19 protein-coding genes are annotated in these 20,415 nt (G+C 71.8%); 4 read left to right on the top strand and 15 right to left on the bottom strand.

The annotated features are described in order from the left end of the window. Nucleotides 1-128 precede the first annotated feature (128 nt). The 4 genes from H563_RS0105950 to prmC form a co-directional block, all read right to left on the bottom strand. A complete protein-coding gene (locus H563_RS0105950) occupies nucleotides 129-563 on the bottom strand; it encodes a hypothetical protein (RefSeq protein ID WP_027479155.1) in 435 nt (144 codons plus the stop codon). Further along, nucleotides 560-1,780, bottom strand: a complete 1,221-nt coding sequence (locus tag H563_RS15295) for an MraY family glycosyltransferase (protein ID WP_022881689.1) — start codon at nucleotides 1,778-1,780, stop codon at nucleotides 560-562. Before H563_RS15295 ends, H563_RS0105950 begins: the two co-directional genes overlap by 4 nt. Continuing rightward, complete coding sequence (locus tag H563_RS0105940; protein WP_027479154.1) at nucleotides 1,777-2,490, bottom strand: L-threonylcarbamoyladenylate synthase; 714 nt, start codon at nucleotides 2,488-2,490, stop codon at nucleotides 1,777-1,779. Before H563_RS0105940 ends, H563_RS15295 begins: the two co-directional genes overlap by 4 nt. A gap of 140 nt (nucleotides 2,491-2,630) precedes the next feature. Continuing rightward, complete coding sequence (gene prmC / locus H563_RS0105935) at nucleotides 2,631-3,509, bottom strand: peptide chain release factor N(5)-glutamine methyltransferase (protein ID WP_022881688.1); 879 nt, start codon at nucleotides 3,507-3,509, stop codon at nucleotides 2,631-2,633. A 25-nt stretch (nucleotides 3,510-3,534) separates the two neighbouring features. On the opposite strand from prmC, the gene cysK reads away from it, so the two are divergent. Both cysK and cysE read left to right on the top strand, forming a co-directional pair. Next, nucleotides 3,535-4,479 carry a cysteine synthase A gene (cysK, locus tag H563_RS0105930; protein WP_022881687.1) on the top strand — a complete coding sequence of 315 codons (945 nt, stop codon included), beginning with the start codon at nucleotides 3,535-3,537 and terminating at the stop codon, nucleotides 4,477-4,479. A gap of 1 nt (nucleotide 4,480) precedes the next feature. Then, a complete protein-coding gene (gene cysE / locus H563_RS15290; RefSeq protein ID WP_022881686.1) occupies nucleotides 4,481-5,017 on the top strand; it encodes a serine O-acetyltransferase in 537 nt (178 codons plus the stop codon). Between the two features lie 340 nt (nucleotides 5,018-5,357). On the opposite strand, the gene prfA is transcribed toward cysE, so the two are convergent. The 8 genes from prfA to argS form a co-directional block, all read right to left on the bottom strand. Further along, nucleotides 5,358-6,443: a peptide chain release factor 1 gene (gene prfA, locus H563_RS0105920; protein WP_022881685.1), complete on the bottom strand. Its 1,086-nt coding sequence runs from the start codon at nucleotides 6,441-6,443 to the stop codon at nucleotides 5,358-5,360. Next, nucleotides 6,443-8,545: a transcription termination factor Rho gene (rho, locus tag H563_RS0105915; RefSeq protein WP_027479153.1), complete on the bottom strand. Its 2,103-nt coding sequence runs from the start codon at nucleotides 8,543-8,545 to the stop codon at nucleotides 6,443-6,445. The genes prfA and rho overlap by 1 nt, the downstream gene beginning before the upstream one ends. A gap of 220 nt (nucleotides 8,546-8,765) precedes the next feature. Continuing rightward, nucleotides 8,766-9,740: a homoserine kinase gene (thrB, locus tag H563_RS0105910; RefSeq protein WP_022881683.1), complete on the bottom strand. Its 975-nt coding sequence runs from the start codon at nucleotides 9,738-9,740 to the stop codon at nucleotides 8,766-8,768. Beyond that, nucleotides 9,737-10,831, bottom strand: coding sequence for a threonine synthase (thrC, locus tag H563_RS0105905; protein WP_022881682.1), 1,095 nt, complete (start codon nucleotides 10,829-10,831; stop codon nucleotides 9,737-9,739). The genes thrB and thrC overlap by 4 nt, the downstream gene beginning before the upstream one ends. Before the next feature lie 32 nt (nucleotides 10,832-10,863). After that, nucleotides 10,864-12,177 (bottom strand): homoserine dehydrogenase, encoded by a 1,314-nt coding sequence (locus H563_RS0105900; protein WP_022881681.1) that lies wholly within the window; start codon nucleotides 12,175-12,177, stop codon nucleotides 10,864-10,866. After that, the gene (gene lysA / locus H563_RS0105895; RefSeq protein ID WP_022881680.1) at nucleotides 12,174-13,580 is read right to left on the bottom strand and encodes a diaminopimelate decarboxylase; all 1,407 of its coding nucleotides are present in this window, start codon (nucleotides 13,578-13,580) and stop codon (nucleotides 12,174-12,176) included. The genes H563_RS0105900 and lysA overlap by 4 nt, the downstream gene beginning before the upstream one ends. 203 nt (nucleotides 13,581-13,783) lie before the next feature. Continuing rightward, the gene (locus H563_RS0105890) at nucleotides 13,784-14,548 is read right to left on the bottom strand and encodes an LmeA family phospholipid-binding protein (protein ID WP_022881679.1); all 765 of its coding nucleotides are present in this window, start codon (nucleotides 14,546-14,548) and stop codon (nucleotides 13,784-13,786) included. Nucleotides 14,549-14,556: 8 nt separating this feature from the next. Beyond that, nucleotides 14,557-16,242: an arginine--tRNA ligase gene (argS, locus tag H563_RS0105885; protein ID WP_022881678.1), complete on the bottom strand. Its 1,686-nt coding sequence runs from the start codon at nucleotides 16,240-16,242 to the stop codon at nucleotides 14,557-14,559. A 71-nt stretch (nucleotides 16,243-16,313) separates the two neighbouring features. On the opposite strand from argS, the gene H563_RS0105880 reads away from it, so the two are divergent. Continuing rightward, nucleotides 16,314-16,976, top strand: coding sequence for a hypothetical protein (locus H563_RS0105880; protein ID WP_022881677.1), 663 nt, complete (start codon nucleotides 16,314-16,316; stop codon nucleotides 16,974-16,976). A gap of 70 nt (nucleotides 16,977-17,046) precedes the next feature. Here the strand turns inward: H563_RS0105880 and H563_RS0105875 are convergent, their stop codons facing one another. Then, nucleotides 17,047-17,826: an SDR family NAD(P)-dependent oxidoreductase gene (locus H563_RS0105875; RefSeq protein ID WP_022881676.1), complete on the bottom strand. Its 780-nt coding sequence runs from the start codon at nucleotides 17,824-17,826 to the stop codon at nucleotides 17,047-17,049. 141 nt (nucleotides 17,827-17,967) lie between these two features. Between H563_RS0105875 and H563_RS15285 the strand changes: the two genes are divergently transcribed. Continuing rightward, complete coding sequence (locus H563_RS15285) at nucleotides 17,968-18,546, top strand: PadR family transcriptional regulator (protein WP_081416174.1); 579 nt, start codon at nucleotides 17,968-17,970, stop codon at nucleotides 18,544-18,546. A gap of 324 nt (nucleotides 18,547-18,870) precedes the next feature. On the opposite strand, the gene H563_RS0105865 is transcribed toward H563_RS15285, so the two are convergent. Beyond that, the gene (locus H563_RS0105865) at nucleotides 18,871-20,070 is read right to left on the bottom strand and encodes an acyl-CoA dehydrogenase family protein (RefSeq protein WP_022881674.1); all 1,200 of its coding nucleotides are present in this window, start codon (nucleotides 20,068-20,070) and stop codon (nucleotides 18,871-18,873) included. Nucleotides 20,071-20,116: 46 nt separating this feature from the next. Further along, nucleotides 20,117-20,413, bottom strand: coding sequence for a hypothetical protein (locus H563_RS0105860; RefSeq protein ID WP_022881673.1), 297 nt, complete (start codon nucleotides 20,411-20,413; stop codon nucleotides 20,117-20,119). Nucleotides 20,414-20,415 lie beyond the last annotated feature (2 nt).

Genomic DNA, 20,415 nt, shown 5'->3' with positions numbered 1-20,415 from the left:
CTGCGCGGAAGCCCGCGGAGCAAGACAGGGGGATCTCCCTCACTCTACTAGACATTTGAACTCGCTTCGAAACGGATGGCCGGGCGTCGGCGCGCAATACCGGGCATCCGGGCGCCTCGGGACTATCCTCACGACCCGCTCGCCCCGATCGGGATGCGGGAACGGATCACGACCGCGACGTCGACGACGAGCGATCCGATCACGGCGGCGATGAGGCTGAGGAAGAGCACCAGGGGGTCGATCCACGGCTGCCCCTTCAGCACGACGGCGAGCAGGATGAACACGAGGAACTTCAGCAGCCAGCCGCCGAGCACGATGGCGAAGAAGATGCCGGCGAACAGTTCGCCGCCCGCGTAGCGGTTGGCGAAGATGATGCTCGCGGCGGTGATGCCGAGGAACACCAGGGCGATCACGGCGCCGATCAGCGCGCTGACCACCCCGATCCCGCCGGAGAAGATCGCGCCGAGCACGACGGCGACGACGGCGATGCCGCCGGTGATGATCGCGTCCCAGAGCAGGGCGCGCTTGAGCACGCCGGTGATGGCGGGGGTGTCGTGGCTCATGAGGCTTCCTTGTCGACGGCGCGCGCCGACGCCTGCTTCGCGTTCTGAGACGACGGATGCGGCACCGGGGCGAGCACGCCCGTGTCGGCCGCGGTGACGCGCTTGCGCCCGAGCGGCGAGAAGGTGATGGCCGCACACACGACGAGCCCGACCACGAGGAAGGTGAGCGCGACCCACGACGGCAGCGCAGGCGAGAAGGAGAACAGCAGCATGCCGACGGCCACGACCGCCGTCCACGCGTAGAAGATCAGCACGGCGTGGAAGTGGGAGTGGCCCATGTCGAGCAGGCGGTGATGCAGGTGCTTGCGGTCGGCCGCGAACGGCGACTTGCCGGCCGCGACGCGGCGCACCACGGCGAGGCCGAAGTCGAGGAACGGCACGATCAGCACCGCCAGCGGCAGCACGATCGGCAGGAACGCCGACAGCAGCTGGGTGCGGCCCACCTGCGAGCTGAGCTGGTCGGGCGGGAACTGGCCGGTCACCGCGATGGCGCTCGCGGCCATCAGCATGCCGATCAGCAGGGCGCCGGCGTCGCCCATGAACATGCGCGCCGGGTGCCAGTTCAGCGGCAGGAAGCCGGCGCACGCGCCGATGACGATGACGGTGATGACGGAGGCGAGGCTGAAGTAGTTCAGCGGGCTCGTCTTCACGGTGATCGAGTAGGTGTAGATGAGGAAGACGCAGTTGGCGATCAGGGCGATGCCCGCCACGAGCCCGTCCAGCCCGTCGATGAAGTTGATCGCGTTCATCACGAGCACGATCGCGAACACCGTGATCACGACGCTCGTCACCGGCGACCACACGGTGAGCCCGCCGACCGGGAAGGAGAGGATCTGCACACCGAACCAGGCGACGATGCCCGCGGCGACGAACTGCCCGGCGAGCTTCGTCATCCAGTCGAGGTCGATGACGTCGTCGATCACCCCGATGACGACGATGAGCAGGCTGCCGCCGAGGATGCCGAGCACGGGCTTCGGGTCGGCGAACACGACCTGCAGCAGCGGGAAGTGACTGGCGACGACGAACGCCGCCCCGAAGGCGATGAGCACGCCGAGGAACATCGCGACGCCGCCCAGACGCGGCGTGGGCCGAGTGTGCACGTCCCGCTCGCGGATCGCCGGGTAGAGCTTGAACCGCAGGGCCACTTTGTAGACCGCGACCGACAGCCCGAAGGTCACCGCCGCTGTGAACAGGCCGAGCAGGACGAGGAGGGTCATGCGGGGCCGGTCTCCTGAGCGGGCTCCAGCTCGAGCTTGTCGCCGATGACGGCCCGCAGCTGATCGGTGGAGATCACCCCGGAGCGCAGGATGCGCGTGCCGCGGCCGGAGGCGAGACCGGTGGCGTCGACGATCGTGGACGCCTCGCTGGCGCCGGCGTCGCCGGCTCCCTCGTAGTCCGTGCCGGCGCGGCCGGCGTCGAGGTAGACGGCAATCGAGTCGCCGAGCATCTCGGCGGCCTCCGCGGCGGTGCGGGCGGCGGGCAGACCCGTCTTGTTGGCGCTGGAGACGGCCAGCGGCCCGGTCTCGCCGAGCAGTTCGAGGGCGATCTTGTGGTTGGGCATGCGCAGGGCGACGGTGCCGTGCGTCTCGCCGAGGTCCCACACGAGCGAGGGCTGGGCGTGCAGCACGACGGTCAGGCCGCCCGGCCAGAACGCCTCGGCCAGCTGCCGCACCTCGTCGGGCACCGATTGCGCCAGCGCGTCGAGCGTCTTGAGGTCGGGGATGAGCACGGGCGGCGGCGCCTGGCGGCCACGCCCCTTGGCTGCGAGCAACTTGGCGACGGCCGCCGCGTTGAAGGCATCCGCGGCGACGCCGTAGACGGTGTCGGTGGGGATCACCGCGAGGTCGCCGCGGCCGAGGGCCTGGCGGGCGAGGCGGGTTCCAGTGAGCAGCTGGTCCGGGTCGGAGCAGTCGTAGATCGAGGGCATGACGGCTGAAGTCTAGCCGCGCGCCCTGCGACCGGGCCGGGCGGCGCGGCGCGGGCGGAAGAGTTCCGGCACGCGGCGCGGCGTGGCGGGCTCGACGCGCCGGCACGCTCGCACGATCCCTTCCTTCCGGGCGCGGCCCCTCACGGCCGCAGAGCGGTCGTGGCGCGGTCGCGGCCGGCGAGGTCGGGGTGCGTGGCGGGGGCGCGCCAGCCGTCGGCGGCGAGCAGGTCACGGATGGCCCGTCCCTGCAGCTCCCCGTGTTCGATCACGAGCAGCCCGCCGGGGTGCGCGAGCCGCAGCGCCGTGCGCGACAGGGCGCGCACGAGATCCAGCCCGTCGGGGCCGCCGTAGAGCGCCATCGCCGGGTCGAACAGCCGCACCTCGGGGTCGCGGGGCACCGCGCCGTCGGGCACGTACGGCGGGTTGGAGATCACGACGTCGACCCGGCCGGCGAGCTCCGGCAGCAGCCCGGGGTCGGCGAGGTCGCCCGCCAGGAGCGTCGCGTTGGGCGCGCCGACCGCCTCGAAGTTGCGCTGCGTCCACGGATACGCCTCGGCCGACTTCTCCACGGCCCACACCCGCGCGGTCGGCACCTCGGTGGCCAGCGCGAGGGCGATCGCGCCGCTGCCGGTGCCGAGGTCGACCGCGATCGGCTCGGGCACGGCCGCCGCGCGCAGGGCGTCGATCGCGAGCTGGGCGACCTGCTCGGTCTCGGGCCGAGGCACGAACACGCCCGGGCCGACCGCGAGCTCGAGTGCGCGGAACGCGGCGGAGCCGGTGAGGTGCTGCAGGGGCTCGCGCGCCGCCCGGCGGGCGGCGAGGGTGCGCACCGACGCGGTCTGGGCGGCGTCGGCCGCGGCATCCGTGATCGCCATCGCCTGCACGCGCCCGCGCGAGACGCCCAGCACGTGCCCGACGATGAGCAGCGCGTCGACCTCGGGCGACGGCACCCCCGCCTCCGTCAGCTGTTCGGTGATCTCGCCGAGCAGGGTGCGGACGGATTCGGCGTGGTCGCTCATACGCCCTCCAGAATAGGCTGGCGGCATGGCCCGAATCCTTTCTGACATCACCCAGGCGGTGGGCGGCACCCCGCTCGTCAAGCTCAACCGCGTCGTCGGCGACGTGCCCGCCACCGTGCTCGCGAAGCTCGAGTTCTTCAACCCCGCCTCCAGCGTCAAGGACCGCATCGCCGTCGCCATCGTCGACGCCGCCGAGAAGGCGGGCGCCCTGCAGCCCGGCGGCACGATCGTGGAGGCCACCAGCGGCAACACGGGCATCGGCCTCGCCATGGTGGGCGCCGCCCGCGGCTACAAGACGATCCTCGTCATGCCTGACACGATGAGCACCGAGCGGCGGATGATCCTGCGCGCGTTCGGCGCCGAACTCGTGCTCACCCCCGGCGCCGACGGCATGAAGGCCTCGATCGCGAAGGTGCAGGACATCGTCGCCGAGACGCCCGGCTCGATCTGGGCCCGCCAGTTCGAGAACGAGGCGAACCCCGCGATCCACTACGCGACCACCGGCCCGGAGATCTGGGACGCGACGGATGGCGCGGTCGACGTGTTCGTCGCCGGCGTCGGCACCGGCGGCACGATCACGGGCGCCGGCCGGTATCTGAAGGAGCAGAACCCCTCGGTGCACGTCGTCGCGATCGAGCCCGCCGAGACCGAGGTGCTGCGCGGCGGAGCGCACGGCACGCACAAGATCCAGGGCATCGGCGCGGGCTTCGTGCCCGAGGTGCTCGACCGCGAGGTGTACGACGAGGTGTTCCCCGTGCCGAGCGACGAGGCGATCGCCACCTCGCGGCGACTGGCCACCGAGGAGGGGATCTTCGCCGGCATCTCGGCCGGAGCATCCGTGTACGCGGCGATCGAGCTGGCCAAGCGGCCCGAGTTCGCGGGCAAGACGATCGTGGCCGTCGTGCCCGACACGGGCGAGCGCTACTTCTCGACGGCCCTGTTCCGGCACCTGGCCGACGCCGACTCCTGACGTGCCGGCGCATCCCCTCCGCGCGCTGCGGGAAGACGTGGCCGCGGTCAAGCGCCGCGACCCCGCCGCGCGCAGCACGGCCGAGATCCTGCTCGCGTACTCGGGAATGCACGCCGTGTGGGCGTACCGGGTGGCGCACCGGTGGTGGCTCTCCCCCGGGCTGAAGCTTCCCGCCCGACTGCTCTCGCAGTTCGCTCGGGCCCGCACCGGGGTGGAGATCCACCCGGGCGCGCGCATCGGTCGCCGGCTCGTCATCGACCACGGCATGTCGGTCGTCATCGGCGAGACGGCCGTCATCGGCAACGACGTGCTGATCTACCACGGCGTCACCCTCGGCGGGAAGGAGCGCCGCGGCGACGCGAAGCGCCACCCGACCGTGGGCGACGACGTGGTGATCGGCGCGGGGGCGAAGCTCATCGGCGACATCTCGATCGGCGCGCACTCGGTGGTCGGGGCGAACGCCGTGGTGACCAAGGACTTTCCGGAGCACTCGGTGCTGACCGGCGTGCCGGCGGAGAATCGGGCGCGGCGCGGCTGATGGCCGCGGCATCCGTCGCCCATGGCGGTGGCGGCGCCCTATCGTTCGTCACAAATCGCGCTCATTCGGGGCGCGAGCGCCATTCGTGACGAACGGCGTTTCCGGCCGGGCGTCGTTCGTCACGATTGGCTCGCCTCCGGGCAGTCACGCGCCGAAAGTGACGACTCGCGGCAGGCGCGCCGATGGCGGCACTGCATGGTGGCGGCGGCACGCGTCGAGACGACGCGCGATGGCGGTCTCGCGCAGGATAACGCCGGTTCGGGTCGACTCGGGGTGCCGTTTCGAGACGCGCCTGCGGCGCTCCTCAACGAGCGGAACCGGGGAGCGCGCCGTGGGCGCGTTACGCCGCGTCGGAGTCGCCGAGGGCGGCGAGGCGCGCCTCTTCGTCGGCCTGGATGGCCGAGTCGATGACGGGGTCGAGGGCGCCGTTCATCACCTGGTCGAGGTTGTAGGCCTTGTAGCCGGTGCGGTGGTCGGCGATCCGGTTCTCGGGGAAGTTGTAGGTGCGGATCCGCTCGGAGCGGTCCATCGAGCGCACCTGCGACTTGCGGGCATCGGATGCCGCGGCCTCCAGCTCCTCCTGCTGCCGGGCCAGCAGCCGGGCCCGGAGCACGCGCATCGCCGCCTCGCGGTTCTGGATCTGCGACTTCTCGTTCTGCATCGAGACCACGATGCCGGTCGGCAGGTGGGTGATGCGCACGGCCGAGTCGGTCGTGTTCACGCTCTGGCCGCCGGGGCCGGAGGAGCGGAACACGTCGACGCGGATGTCGTTCGGCGCGATCTCGATCTCCTCGGGCTCGTCGACCTCGGGGAAGACGAGCACGCCGGCGGTCGAGGTCTGGATGCGCCCCTGCGATTCGGTGACCGGAACTCGCTGCACGCGGTGCACGCCGCCCTCGTACTTGAGGTGCGCCCACACGCCGTCGGCGGGGTCGGTCGCGTTCGACTTGATCGCCACCTGCACGTTGGTGAAGCCGCCGAGGTCGGTCTGGTCCTGCTCGAGGATCTCCGACTTCCAGCCCTTCGAGTCGGCGTAGTGCATGTACATGCGCAGCAGGTCGGCGGCGAACAGGGCCGCCTCCTCGCCGCCGGCGCCGCCCTTGATCTCGAGGATCACGTCGCGGCCGTCGTCGGGGTCGCGCGGGATCAGCAGACGGCGCAGCTTCTCCTGCGTCGCATCCCGCCGCTGCTCGAGCTCGGGCACCTCGGCGGCGAACGCCTCGTCCTCCTTGGCCAGCTCGCGCGCGGCCTCGAGGTCGTCGCCCGATTGCTGCCAGTCCTCGTAGGCCTTCTTGATCTGCGAGAGCTCGGCGTAGCGCCGGTTGACCTTCTTGGCACGCGCCGGATCGGCGTGCAGCGCCGGGTCGGCGAGCTGCTTCTCGAGGTCGTGGAATTCGTCGAGCAGTCCGGAAACAGACTCGAACATCAGCGGTGGTTGTTCTCGTGCCCGTGCGAGTGGCCGTTGCCCGCGGCGGGCATCGACTTCTGCATCTGCACGAGGAACTCGACGTTGGACGTCGTCTCCTTCAGCTTGCCGAGCACCACTTCGAGCGCCTGCTGCGGGTCGAGCCCGGCGAGGGCGCGGCGCAGCTTCCAGGTGATCTTCACCTCGTCGGGGCTCAGCAGCATCTCCTCGCGGCGGGTGGAGGACGCGTTCACGTCGACCGCCGGGAAGATGCGCTTGTCGGCCAGCTGGCGCGACAGGCGCAGCTCGCTGTTGCCGGTGCCCTTGAACTCCTCGAAGATCACCTCGTCCATCTTGGAGCCGGTCTCCACCAGCGCCGTGGCGAGGATCGTCAGCGAACCGCCGTGCTCGATGTTCCGCGCGGCGCCGAAGAAGCGCTTGGGCGGGTAGAGCGCGGAGGCGTCGACGCCGCCGGAGAGGATGCGCCCGGACGCCGGCGCCGACACGTTGTAGGCGCGGCCGAGGCGGGTGATCGAGTCGAGCAGCACGACCACGTCGTGGCCGAGCTCGACGAGGCGCTTGGCGCGCTCGATGGCGAGCTCGGCGACCGTGGTGTGGTCCTCGGCGGGGCGGTCGAAGGTCGAGGCGATGACCTCGCCCTTCACCGTGCGCTGCATATCGGTGACCTCTTCGGGGCGCTCGTCGACGAGCACGACCATGAGGTGCACCTCGGGGTTGTTGGTCGTGATGGCGTTGGCGATCTGCTGCAGCACGATCGTCTTGCCGGCCTTCGGCGGGGCGACGATCAGGCCGCGCTGGCCCTTCCCGATGGGGGCGATCAGGTCGATGATGCGCTGGGTCAGCTTCTCCGGCACCGTCTCCAGCCGCAGGCGCTCCTGCGGGTAGAGCGGGGTGAGCTTGCCGAACTCGACGCGGGTGGCCGCCTCGTCGACGCTCTGGCCGTTGATCGAGTCGACCTTGACCAGGGCGTTGTACTTCTGCCGGCCGTTGCCGTCGCCCTCGCGGGGCTGACGGATGGCGCCGACTACGGCGTCGCCCTTGCGCAGGCCGTACTTCTTGACCTGGCCGAGCGAGACGTACACGTCGCTGGCGCCCGGCAGGTAGCCGGTGGTGCGCACGAACGCGTAGTTGTCGAGCACGTCGAGGATGCCGGCGACCGGGATCAGCACGTCGTCCTCGGTCAGCTCGATCTCGCCCTCGTCGCCCGCGGTTCCGCGGCTGCGCTTGCGGTCGCGGTAGCGGCCGCGACGGCCGCCTTCGGCCTGCTCGCCGTTCTGCTGCGGTCCGTTCTGGCCGTTCTGGGCCTGCTCCTTCTGGGGCTGGTCCTGCTTGGGCTGTTCCTTCTCGCCGCCCTGCAGGTCCTGGTTGTCGCCGCGCTCGCCGCCACGGCCGCGGCCGCGCCGGTTGCGGCGGCGACGGCCGCCCTCCTGCTGTTCGCCGTTCTGGTCCTGCGGCTTCTCGGCCTGGTCGCCTTCGGCGGGCACGGATGCCTCGGGAGCCTGCTCCTGCGCCGTGTCGGCCTCGGCGGGCTTCTGCCCGCGCGCGGCCTGGCGCTGCTCGGCCACGGCGTCGAGGGCGGGAAGGAGTGCCTCGACACCGGTGAGACCGGCGTTCACGTGCCCGGTGGCGGTCACGTTGCCGCCGGTGGTGACGCGGCGGCCGCGGCGGCCGCGGGGGGCCTGCTCGGGGGCCTGGTCTCCATTCGGCTGCTGCGCAGCCGAGTCGACCGGCGTCTCGGGGGCCTGGTCTCCATTCGGCTGCTGCGCAGCCGAGTCGACCGGCGTCGTGGCCGAGTCGACCGGCGGGGTGGGGAGCTCGAGGGGCAGCTCCTCGGCGGGGCTCACCTCGTCGGCGGGCGTCTCGGCCGACTCGGCCGGCGCCTCGGGGGTCGTGGGGGTCTCGGGGGACGCATCCGTCTCGATCGCGTCGACGACGTCGGCCGCCTGCTCGCCCCGCGCCGCCTCGATGGCGGCGATCAGCTCGCCCTTGCGCAGCTTGGCTGCGCCGGCGATGCCGAGTTCGGTGGCGAGGGCCTGCAGCTGCGGCACGCGCAGCCCGGTGAGGTCGAGGTCAGCGGTGGTCTCGCTGATCACATCAGTCACTTGTCAGGGATTCCTATCTCCGAAGGGCGCATGAGGGCCACATCGGGAAGCACGTCGCATGCGAGGTGCGCTGCGGATCGTTCCGCGTCACGCACGTCGGTTCTCGGGTCGAGTCTCAGCTCGGATGCGACAGCAGTACGTGTATCTGATCCACCCTTGAGCCGAGCACACCAATGGCTTGGGGCTCTGGCGGGTGATGCTGCGATTCTAACACCGGGCTTCAGCCGCTCGTGCCACCCCCTACGGGTGTCGTGGCGTCGGCATCGGCGGGGGTCACCGTGGCGCCTTTGAAGTCGACGGCGAGCATCAGCGCGTCCCACGGCACGGTGCTCTCGGCGGCGACCAGCTCGGCGGCGGCGAGGCGCTGCGCAGGCTCGGGGCACAGCACCAGCACCGAGGGCCCGGCGCCCGAGACGACGGCAGGGAAGCCGCGGCCGCGCAGCAGCCGGATCAGCGCGTCGCTGTCGGGCATCGCCTGCGCCCGGTAGCTCTGGTGCAGCTTGTCCTCGGTCGCGGCGAGCAGCAGCTCGGGGCTCTGGATCAGCGCGGCGATGAGCAGCGCCGAGCGGGAGACGTTGAACACGGCGTCCTCGTGCGGCACCTGAGCCGGCTGCATGGTGCGGGCGAGCTTGGTCGGCACCTCCTGCGCGGGCACGAAGACCACGGGCGAGACGCCGCGGTGCACGTTGAGCTTCTTGTGCTGCGGGCCGCCGGGGGTGAGCCACGCGATGGTCAGCCCGCCGAACAGCGCCGGCGCCACGTTGTCGGGGTGGCCCTCGAGCTCGGTCGCGATCGCGAGCAGCTCGGCGGAGTCGAAGGGGCGCTCGCCGGCGAGCTCCAGCAGCCCCTTGGCCGCCATGACGCCCGCGACGATCGCCGCGCCGGAGGAGCCGAGGCCCCGCCCGTGCGGGATCGCGTTGTGCGCCACCAGCTCGAGGCCCGGCAGCGGGGCGCCGCGGCGGGCGAACACCTCGGCGATCGTGGCGACGACCAGGTTCGAGGCATCCGTCGCGACCGTGCCGTCTGCGCCCACGCCGTGCACCTCGACGTGTGCGCCCGGCTCGGCGCGCACGGCCACGTCGACCTCGTCGTAGAGCGAGAGGGCGAGGCCGAGCGTGTCGAAGCCGGGGCCGAGGTTGGCGGTCGTGGCCGGCACGCGCACGTGCACCGCGGTGCCCGGCGCGAGCGGGGTCATACGGATGCCTCGGCCGGCGCTTTCTCGAGCCCGATCGTCGCCGCGACGGCCGCCGCGTCGACCGCGACGACGGTCGGCTGAACCTCGCTGCCGTCGGCGGTGCGCAGGGCCCACTGCGGGTCCTTCAAGCCGTGACCCGTGACGGTCACGGTGACGGTCGACCCGGCCGGGATCTCGCCCGCCTCGGCCCGCTCGAGCAGGCCGGCGACGCTGATCGCGCTCGCGGGCTCGACGAAGACGCCCACCTCGGCGGCCAGCAGCTTCTGCGCGGCGAGGATCGTGTCGTCGTCGATCATGCCGAAGTAGCCGGAGGTGGTGTCGCGGGCGGCGAGCGCGAGGTCCCACGAGGCGGGGTTGCCGATGCGGATCGCGGTCGCGATGGTGTCGGGCTCGGTCACCGGGTGGCCGAGCACGATGGGCGCGGCGCCTGCCGCCTGGAATCCGAACATGCGCGGCAGCTTCGTGGTCGCGCCCGACTCGGCCTCCTCGACGAAACCGCGGGTGTAGGCGGTGTAGTTGCCGGCGTTGCCGATCGGGATGAAGTGGAAGTCGGGGGCGTCGCCGAGCGCCTCGACGATCTCGAACGCGGCGGTCTTCTGCCCCTCGATGCGGTCGTTGTTGACCGAGTTGACCAGGTGCACCGGATACTGCGCGGCGAGCTCGCGGGCCACGTTCAGGCAGTCGTCGAAGTTGCCCTTCAGCTGCACGATCTCGGCGTCGTGCACGATCGCCTGGCTGAGCTTGCCGAGCGCGATCTTGCCCTCGGGGATGAGCACGACGGCCTTGATGCCGGCGTGCGCCGCATAGGCGGCTGCCGAGGCCGAGGTGTTGCCCGTGGAGGCGCAGATGACGGCCTTCGCGCCGTGCTCGAGCGCCTTGGAGATGGCCATGGTCATGCCGCGGTCCTTGAACGACCCGGTCGGGTTCATGCCCTCGAACTTGATGTGCACGTCGGCGCCGGTGCGCCGCGAGAGCGCGGGTGCGGGGATCAGCGGGGTGCCGCCCTCGCCGAGGGTGACGATCGGCGTCGCATCCGTCACGTCGAGACGGTCGCGGTACTCGCGCAGGACTCCCTGCCACTGGTGGGCCATGGCTATTTCGCTCCTTTGGTTTCCCGGCCGCGTCAGGCGCCTTCGATGCGCAGCACGTGCGCGATGGACTTCACGACCCGGCTGCGCCGCAGGGCGGCCACGGTGGCGGCCAGCGACGCCTCGGGCGCGGCGTGCGTGCCGATCACCAGGGTAGCCGTGGGGCCGTCGCCGCCGTCGCTCGTGGTCGACTGCTGCATCGTCTCGATCGAGGTGCCGTTCTCGGCGAAGATGCGGGCGATCTCGGCGAGCACGCCCGGCTGGTCGGTGACGTGCAGGGTGACGTGGTAGCGGGTGATCGCCGCCGAGATGGGCAGCACGGGCAGGTTCGCGTGGGTCGACTCGGCGACGCCCGGGCCGCCGGCCACGTGCCGCCGGGCGGCGGAGACGACGTCGCCGAGCACGGCGGAGGCGGTCTGCACTCCCCCGGCGCCCGCGCCGTAGAACATCAGGCCGCCGGCCGCCTCGGCCTCGACGAACACGGCGTTGAACACGCCGTGCACGGCGGCGAGCGGATGCGTGCGCGGGATGAGCGCGGGATACACCCGTGCCGACACGCCCTCGCCCCCGTCCGGCGCCGGGATGCGCTCGCAGATGGCGAGCAGCTTGACGACGTAGCCCATGGCGTGCGCCCGGTCGACCTGCTCGCGGGTCAGGTCCTCGATGCCCTCGCGGTAGACGGCGTCGAGCGGCACGTTGGTGTGAAAGGCGAGGCTGGCGAGCAGAGCGGCCTTCGCCGCGGCGTCCCAGCCGCCGACGTCGGCGGTCGGGTCGGCCTCGGCGTAGCCGAGCTCGGTCGCGGTGGCCAGCGCCTCGGTGAAGCCCTCGCCGAGCGTGTCCATGCGGTCGAGCATGAAGTTGGTGGTGCCGTTGACGATGCCGAGGATGCGGGTCACCCGGTCGCCGGCGAGGCTCTCGCGGAGCGGGCGGATGATCGGGATCGCTCCCCCGACGGCGGCCTCGTAGTACAGCTGCGCGCCGACCTGCTCGGCGGCGTCGAACAGCTCGGCGCCGTGCGTGGCCAGCAGCGCCTTGTTGCCCGTGATCACGTCGGCGCCCGAGTTCAGCGCCTCGAGGATGAGCGTGCGGGCCGGCTCGATGCCGCCCATCAGCTCGATGACGATGTCGGAGCCGTGGATGAGTTGCGCCGCGTCGGTCGTGAACAGCTCGCGCGGCAGCTCGACCTCGCGCGGCTTGTCGGGGTCGCGCACGGCGATGCCCGCGAGTTCGAGGCCGGCGCCGATGCGGCCGGCCAGCTCGTCGGTGCGCTCGAGCAGCAGCTTCGCCACCTGCTGGCCGACGGTGCCGGCGCCGAGCAGGGCGATCTTCAGAGTGCGGTATTCGATCATGCGGTCTCTCCGGGCGCCATCGCGCGGGCCAGCACGTCGTGCTCGGTCTCGCCGCGCACGATCACCCGCGCCTCGCCGTCGCGCACGGCGACGACCGCGGGACGGGGCAGATGGTTGTAGTTGCTCGACAGCGACCAGCAGTATGCGCCGGTCGCCGGCACGGCGACCAGGTCGCCGGGGGCGACGTCGCCGGGCAGGTAGTCGGCGTCGACGACGATGTCGCCCGACTCGCAGTGCTTGCCCGCGATGCGGACGAGTGCGGGTGAGGCATCCGATGCCCGGCTCACGATGCGCACGCTGTACTCGGCCTGGTAGAGCGCGTAGCGCGCGTTGTCGCTCATGCCGCCGTCGACGCTCGCGTACAGCCGGGTCGCGGTGCCGCCGGTGGGCAGGGACACCTCGACGGCTTTGGTGGTGCCGACCTCGTACAGGGTGACGCCGCCGGTGCCGACGATCGCCCGCCCCGGTTCGAAGGCGAGGTGCGGCACGGGGATGCCGAGCGCCGCGCACTGCGCCGCGACGGCGTCGGCGATGCGGTCGGCGAGCTGCTCGATCGGGGTGGGGTCGTCGGCGGCGGTGTAGGCGATGCCGAAGCCGCCGCCGAGGTTCAGCTCGGGCACAGGGCCGCCTTCGAGCAGCCGCGCGTGCACCTCGAGCAGGCGGCGGGCCGACTCGGCGAAGCCGTCGGAGCCGAAGATCTGCGAGCCGATGTGGCAGTGCAGGCCGACGAAGTCGAGTTCGTCGTGCGAGCGGATGCTGCGCACCAGCGGCTCGACGTCGGCGAGCGGCACCCCGAACTTCTGGTCCTCGTGCGCCGTGGCGAGGAAGTCGTGGGTGTGGGCGTGCACGCCCGAGCTCACCCGCAGCCGCACCCGCTGGCGGCGGCCGTGGCGGGCGGCGACCTCGGCGACGCGGCCGATCTCCTGGGAGCCGTCGATCACGATCGTGCCGAGGCCGACCTCGGCGGCACGGTCGAGTTCGGCGGCGGACTTGTTGTTGCCGTGCAGGCCGAGCCGGGCCGGGTCGACGCCGGCGGCGAGGGCGACGGCGAGCTCCCCGCCGCTGCAGGTGTCGACGTTCAGCCCCGCCTCGGCCACCCAGCGGGCGATCTCCGTGCTGAGGAACGCCTTGCCCGCGTAATACACGGTCGCCGTGGTGCCGATGCGGGCGGCCGCCGACCGGAACGCGGCGAGGGTGCGCGCGGCGCGGTCGCGCACGTCCTGCTCGTCGACGACGTAGAGGGGGGTGCCGAACTCGCGGGCGAGCGCCGTGAGCGGCACTCCCCCGAGGTGCACGACGCCGTCGGCGCCGCGCTCGGCGCTCGCGGGCCAGACGGCCGCGGGGAGCGCGTTGGCATCGGACGGCTCGGCCAGCCGGCTCGGTGCGAGGGGGTTGGCGACCACGGGCGACCTCGGGGTTGAAGCTGATGGTGAAGCTGATGCGCAGGGGCGCTGCTGCCCCGGTGGGGCGCGCTCAGCCTACCGAGCGCGGCGCGCGGCGCCGAAATCGCGATGCGCGGGTTGCTTGCGCTACTCGCATCCGCAGTGCGCGCCACAGACCCGAGTGGCGCGGCGCGGATCCGAGTAGCGCACCGGCGGGGCGGCGGTCACGAGGAGGGGCAGGTGGCGTGCCGGTTGAAGGTCTTCTCGTCGAGGGAGAAGTCCTCGGCGCCGAAGGTCACGTCGACGCGGCTGCGGCTGATCGAGATCGTGCCGACGTCGAGCCCCTCGGGCAGGTACGGGGCGATGCACACGTCCACCGGCTTGCCGTCGAACAGTCCGCCGAGGATCGACTTCACGTCGAAGTGCACGGGGCCCGAGACGACGTTGACGCTGATCGGGTAGAGCCGCACGACGTCGCCGTCGGCGACCGGCCGCACGGCGGCGGAGTACGTGATCGGCACGCCGAGCACCTGCGTGGTGGCCACGTAGGTCACCGACTTCGAGCCGAGGCGGATCGCCGCCGAGGGGTCGGGCAGGGCGACGAGGCTGTTGACGGATGCCTCGGAGGCGTGCAGCGCACCCTGCACCCGCCCGAGCACCGGCGGCTTCGCGAACGACCGGTCGATGCGCACGTCGTAGGCCTCGAGCGTCGCCGATACCGAGCCTCGGCTGGTGGCGATGTCGGGAGCTTCGACGTCCACCTGGTCGAAGCTGCCGCGCAGGTACTGGTAGATGAAGGAGAATCCGCGGACCGTCACCCGGAGGTCGGGTGTGGCCAGCCCTTCGGGCAGCGCCTTCTCGATCTCCGACTGCATGCGGTATTCGGCATATGACCGCAAGCCGGAGTCGGCGGCGAAGGCGAGGGCGACGAAGGCGAGCACGCCCACGAGCCACCAGGCGAGCACGCGGGCCTTTCGGGTCGCTGCCATGGCGATCGCTACATCTTCTCCGGTGCGCTCACGCCGAGCAGGGCGAGACCGTTGCGGATCACCTGCCCGGTCGCATCGTTGAGCCATAGCCGGGTGCGGTGCACCGGCTCCACCGGGTCCTCCCCCAGCGGGATGACGCGGCAGTTGTCGTACCAGCGGTGGTAGAGGCCGGCGATCTCCTCCACGTAGCGCGCGACGCGGTGCGGCTCGCGCAGCTCGGCGGCCTGGGCGACGATGCGCGGGAACTCCTGCAGGCCGCCGAGCAGCGCCGACTCGGTCTCGTGGGTGAGCAGCTCGGGGGCGAATTCGCTGCGGTCGACGCCCGCGGCCGCGGCGTTGCGCCCGACCGAGGCGGTGCGGGCGTGCGCGTACTGCACGTAGAAGACCGGGTTGTCGTTGCTGCGCTTGCGCAGCAGCTCGGGGTCGAGCTGCAGGGGGGAATCTGCCGGGTAGCGCGCGAGGGAGTAGCGCAGCGCATCCGTGCCCAGCCACTCGATCAGGTCATCCATCTCGATGATGTTGCCCGCGCGCTTCGACAGCCGGGCGCCGTTGACCGACACGAGCTGGCCGATCAGCACCTCGATGTCCCGCTCGGGGTCGTCGCCCGCCGCGCCGGCGAGGGCCTTGAGCCGGTGCACGTAGCCGTGGTGGTCGGCGCCGAGGAGGTAGATCTTGTGCGCGTAGCCGCGATCCGACTTGCTCAGGTAGTAGGCGGCGTCGGCGGCGAAGTAGGTGTAGATCTCGCTGTCGGAGCGCCGCACGACGCGATCCTTGTCGTCGCCGAAGTCGGTGGTGCGCACCCACACCGCGCCGTCGGCGTCGAAGACGTGGCCCTGGGCGCGCAGCCGCTCGATGGCGTCGTCGATCAGGCTCGTGCCGGTCTCCTCGGACTTGGCGTGCAGGGTGCGCTCGCTGAAGAACACGTCGAAGTGCACGTTGAAGTTCTCGAGCGACCGCTTGATCTCCTCGAGCTGGCGGGCGTAGGCAAGCTCGCGGGCGGTGATCAGCTGCTCGTCTTCGGGCCGCTGCAGCAGGTCGGGCACCTCGGCGAGCACGTGCGCCGCGAGGTCGGCGATGTACTGGCCGGGGTAGCCGCCCTCGGGCGTCGGCTCGCCCTTCGCGGCGGCGAGCACGCTGGCCCCGAACTTGTCCATCTGCGCGCCGGCGTCGTTGATGTAGTACTCGCTGACGAGGTCGGCGCCGGAGGCCTTGAGCACCCGCGCGATCGAATCGCCGAGGGCCGCCCACCGGGTGTGGCCGATGTGCAGCGGGCCGGTCGGGTTGGCGCTGACGAACTCGAGGTTGATCGTGCGGCCGGCCTGGGTGTCGTTGTGGCCGTAGGAGTCGCCGGCGTCGACGATGGTCTTCGCAAGCAGGCCCGCGGCGGCCGCGTCGAGGCGGAAGTTCAGGAAGCCGGGCCCGGCGACCTCGACGGATGCCACTCCGGGAATATTCGCCGCGGCATCCGCGATCTCGGTCGCCAGTTCGCGGGGGTTCACGCCCAGCGGCTTGGCCAGGCGCAGCGCGACGTTGGACGCCCAGTCGCCGTGATCGCGGTTCTTCGGCCGCTCGAGGACGACCTGCTCGGCGGTGAGCTCGGGGCCGTTCTGCCCGCCGTCGCCCTCGGCCCGGCGCCGCTCGACGATGGGGGCGACGAGGGCGAAAAGGTGGGCGGAGAGTTCGGCGGGGGTCACAGGTAACGATTCTATGGGAGGCCCCCGGGGCGCGGCCTGGACGCCCTCGGCCGCTTGATAGAGTCGCGGCCATGAGCACCGACCGCCCCTCCGCCCGTCTGTTCAGCGCTCTCGCGGTCGGTGCCCTCGCGGTCACCGCGCTTGCGGGGTGCAGCATGTTCGGGGGCAGCAGCGCGACGCATCCGTCGTCGACGTCGTCGGCCACGAGCTCGGGCGATGCGGCGGGCGGGTCGGACGGCTCCGGCGACTCCTCCGCGTCGGCCTCGGCGACCGCGTCGGCCTCGCCCACCCCGACGCCCACGCCGACCCCGGTCACGCTCACGCAAGAGCAGGTGTGGACCTCTCAGCAGGTGTACGACTTCAACCCCAACTTCTCCCCCTCCCCGAGCTACCAGGTCTCCTCGGGCAGCGCCGCGGACAAGCTCGTCAAGCTCTCCGGCGTCAGCTACGGCTGGGTGAACGAGTCCAGCGGCAACATCATCGAGATCGCCGTCGCGAAGCCGGCCGCGGAGACCTTCGACCAGTACAGCGGCCAGGTCGCGCAGTCGGCGCAGGTCGTTCCCATCGACAACGCGCCGGCCGGCACGGTCGGCTACTTCAGCACCTCGGGCGATGTGGGCACGCTGCAGGTGTTCACGAACAACGGCTACTGGATCGTCATCGACTCGAAGGAGTTCATCGAGCCCGGCGACGCGTACCAGATCGCCGACGACGTCATGGGGAACCTGAAGTAGTGCGTCTGAGGTAGCGCGCCGGAGGTAGCGCGCCGGAGCGTCGGCGCCCGGGACGTCAGCGCCCGGGACGTCAGCGCCCGATGCGGCCGAGCCGCTCGGCGAGCGCGTCGGGCACGAGCTTCGCCGCGACGACGATCGCCTTGTAGCGCAGCGACGGGATCGTGACCGCCTTGCCGCGGCGCGCGTCGCGCAGCGCCACCCGCACCACGTCGGGCGCGGCCAGCCAGAGCGGGTCGGGGATGCGGTGCTCCAGCGGCCCGCCGAGGCGCTGGTGGAACTCGGTGCGCACGAAGCCCGGGGCGACCGCCGTGACGGTGACCCCGCGCGGCTTGTAGACGAGGTTCGCCCAGCGGCTGAAGGAGAGCAGCCACGCCTTCGCCGCCGAGTAGGTGCCACGCGGCGTGAAGCCGGCGACCGAGGCGATGTTGATGATCACGCCCTCCCCCGCGGGCAGCAGGTGCGACAGGGCCGCGTGCGTCAGGCGCAGCGGCACCTCGACGAGGATCCGCAGCATGCCGAGCTCGTCGTCGACGTCGTTCTCGTCGAACGGCTTCCGCAGGCCGAATCCGGCGTTGTTGACGAGCACGTCGATGCGGTTCACGGATGCCGCGACCCGGGCCTCCACCGCCTTGATGCCCGGCGTGGTGAGCAGGTCGGCCGGCAGCACCTCGACGGCGACGTCGTGCGCCTCGTGCAGCTCCTCGGCCAGCGCGTCGAGGCGCTGCTTGTCGCGGGCGACGAGCACGAGGTCGAGGCCGGCTTCGGCCAGCTGCCAGGCGAACTCGCGGCCGATGCCGGCCGAGGCGCCGGTGATCAGGGCACGCGTTCCGAGGGATCGGGTCAGGGGCATGAGACCATCTTGACAAATCGGATCAGCGATATATCGTTAACGTGTCTTCGACCCTTCGAGACGCGCTCCGCGCTCCTCAGGGACCGCCCTTCGAGACGCGCCTCGCGCTCCTCAGGGACCTCACTACAGAAAGGAGTGCTCATGCACTCGCACCACGAATTCAGCCCCCGTTTCCACCACGACCCGCGCCTCGGCCGCGGCCGCTTCGGCGGCGGCTTCGGCCCGGGCTTCGGCCCGTCCTTCGATCCGGCCGACTTCGCCCGCGGCGGCCGCGGGCGCCGGCGCGCCTCGCGCGGCGACATCCGTGCCGCCATCCTGTCCCTGCTCGCCGAGGGCCCGGCCAGCGGCTACGCCCTGATCAAGGCCATCGGCGAGAAGACCGACGGCCTGTGGGTGCCGAGCCCCGGCTCGGTGTATCCGACTCTGCAGCAGCTCGTCGACGAGGAACTCGTCGTCCCCTCGGGCGACGGCCGCCGCACCGAGTACGCGCTCTCCGACACCGGCCGCGCCTACGTCGAGGAGCACGCCGACGAGCTCGAGGCCGCCTGGCAGGCCGCGCCGAGCCGCCCCGAGGGCGACGCCGACCTGTTCGCGGCCGTCGGCAAGCTGATGGGCGTCATCCACCAGCTGCGCTTCGTCGCCGACCCCGCCCAGCGCAAGGCCGCCGCGGAGAAGATCGACGCCCTGCGCAAGGAGCTCTACCAGCTCCTCGCCGAGTGATCACACGCGATTCGTCGGAAAGTGCTCTCCGGCTGTCCCCGGGGAGCACTTTTCGACGAGTCGGCGGCGGCCCACGCATCCGTTCGTCAGAAAGTGTTCGCCGCTGCCGCCCGGAGCGCGATAACCGACGAACGGCGATCCACGCTCGGCGGTTCGTCAGAAAGCGCTCCTCGTCGGCGGCTCGGGAGCACAAATCGACGAATCGCCCGAGGCGCTCCCGGCGGTTCGCCGGAAAGGGCTCAGGATGGCGCGGGCCCGCGCCAGAAGTGACGAATCGGCGTGCCGGGTGGGGGCCGTAGCCGACACGCGGGACCCAGGCCCGGCTCAGAAGGCGCTGCGGCCGGTGATGTGCCGGCCGATCAGCAGCTCCTGGACCGACTCGGTGCCCTCGAAGGTGTGCAGCGCCTCGACATCGGCGAAGTGCCGGGCCACCCGGTTCCCGATCAGGATCCCGTTGCCGCCGAGCAGGTCGCGCGCATCCGCCGCGACCGCCCGTGCGGTGCGGGTTCCGCTGTATTTGGCGACGGATGCCGCGGCCTCGCTCAGCCGCCCCGCGTCGGCCTCCCGACTGAGCTGCACGAGCAGCGTCTGCAGCTGGGTGATGGCCGCGAGCATCCTCGCCAGCCGGGCCTGCACGAGCTGCGTCGCCGCGAGCGGCCGGCCGAACTGCTCGCGGGCCTGCGCGTAGTGCACGGCGGTCTCGTAGCAGGCGGTCGCCTGCCCGAGCGCCGACCACGCCACCGTGAGCCGGGTCGCGATCAGCACCGCGCCCGCGTCGCGGAAGGCGTGCGCGCCGGGCAGCACGGCGTCGGCCGCCAGCTCGACGCCGTCGAGGCGCACGTGCGCCTGGTGGATCGCCCGCAGCGAGAGCTTGCCGCGGATCGGCTCGGCCGAGTAGCCGGGTGAGGACTGCGGCACGAGGAAGCCGCGTACGCGGCCCTCCTCCTCCCCTGCGGTGACCCGCGCCCAGACGACGGTGAGGTCGCCGCCGGCGCCGTTGCCGATCCACTTCTTCTCTCCGTCGAGCACCCAGCCGCCGCCGGTCACCGGCCGGGCGCGGGCCTCGAGGGTGACCGAGTCGGAGCCGTGCGCGGGCTCGGTCAGTGCGAAGGCGCCGACCTTCTCGCCGCGGGCGAGCGGCCCCAGCCACTGCTCCTGCTGGGCCGGCGAGCCGAGCAGGGCGATCGCCCGCAGCACGAGCCCGCCCTGCACGCCGGCGATCGCGGCGACGGAGCCGTCGCCGCGGTTCAGCTCAGCGGTCGCGAGACCAGCAGCGAGGCGCGACTGGTGGGGGCATCCGTCGACGTCGACGCCGTCACGCAACAGGTCGAGCGCACCCAGCCGCGGCACGAGGTGCGCGGGGTACTCGGCGCGCTCCCACCAGCCGGCGATGTGCGGCAGCACCTCGGCCTGCACGAACCCGCAGGCCCGGTCGCGCCACGCGAGCTCGTCAGCGGCGAGACCGCGCAGCACGCCCGCCAGGTCGGGATCGAGCGGCTCATCGAGGGGGACGTCGTCGGCCATGCGCCCAGTGTGCCCCTCGAGCACCCTGGCGCCCAGCCGGCATCGTTCAGATGACGGGCGGGATCGAGGTCTGCGAGAGGCCCTTCGAGAGGTAGTACGTGACGACTTTCGCGTGGCAGGTCAGGCACATCCCCGCATAGTTCTCGCTCGCCCCCACATCGCTGACCGATTTGCCGCACGCGGTGGTCGGCGAGGGCTGGCCGCTCCCGTCGAGTTGCACGATGTGCAGGGCTTCCGTGTCGTCGGGATTGGCCCCGCAAGGCCTGAGACGCGTGGGCACGAACTTGGCATAGAGGTTGTCGACGAACGTCGGCCACGGAGCAAAATTGGGCACGATTGGCATGA

Origin of the sequence: Gryllotalpicola ginsengisoli DSM 22003, from assembly GCF_000419445.1 — a bacterium.
GTDB classification, from domain to species: Bacteria; Actinomycetota; Actinomycetes; order Actinomycetales; family Microbacteriaceae; genus Gryllotalpicola; species Gryllotalpicola ginsengisoli.
The sequence above is the reverse complement of the archived record's forward strand: the minus strand, read 5'-3'. Positions and strand labels throughout refer to the sequence as shown.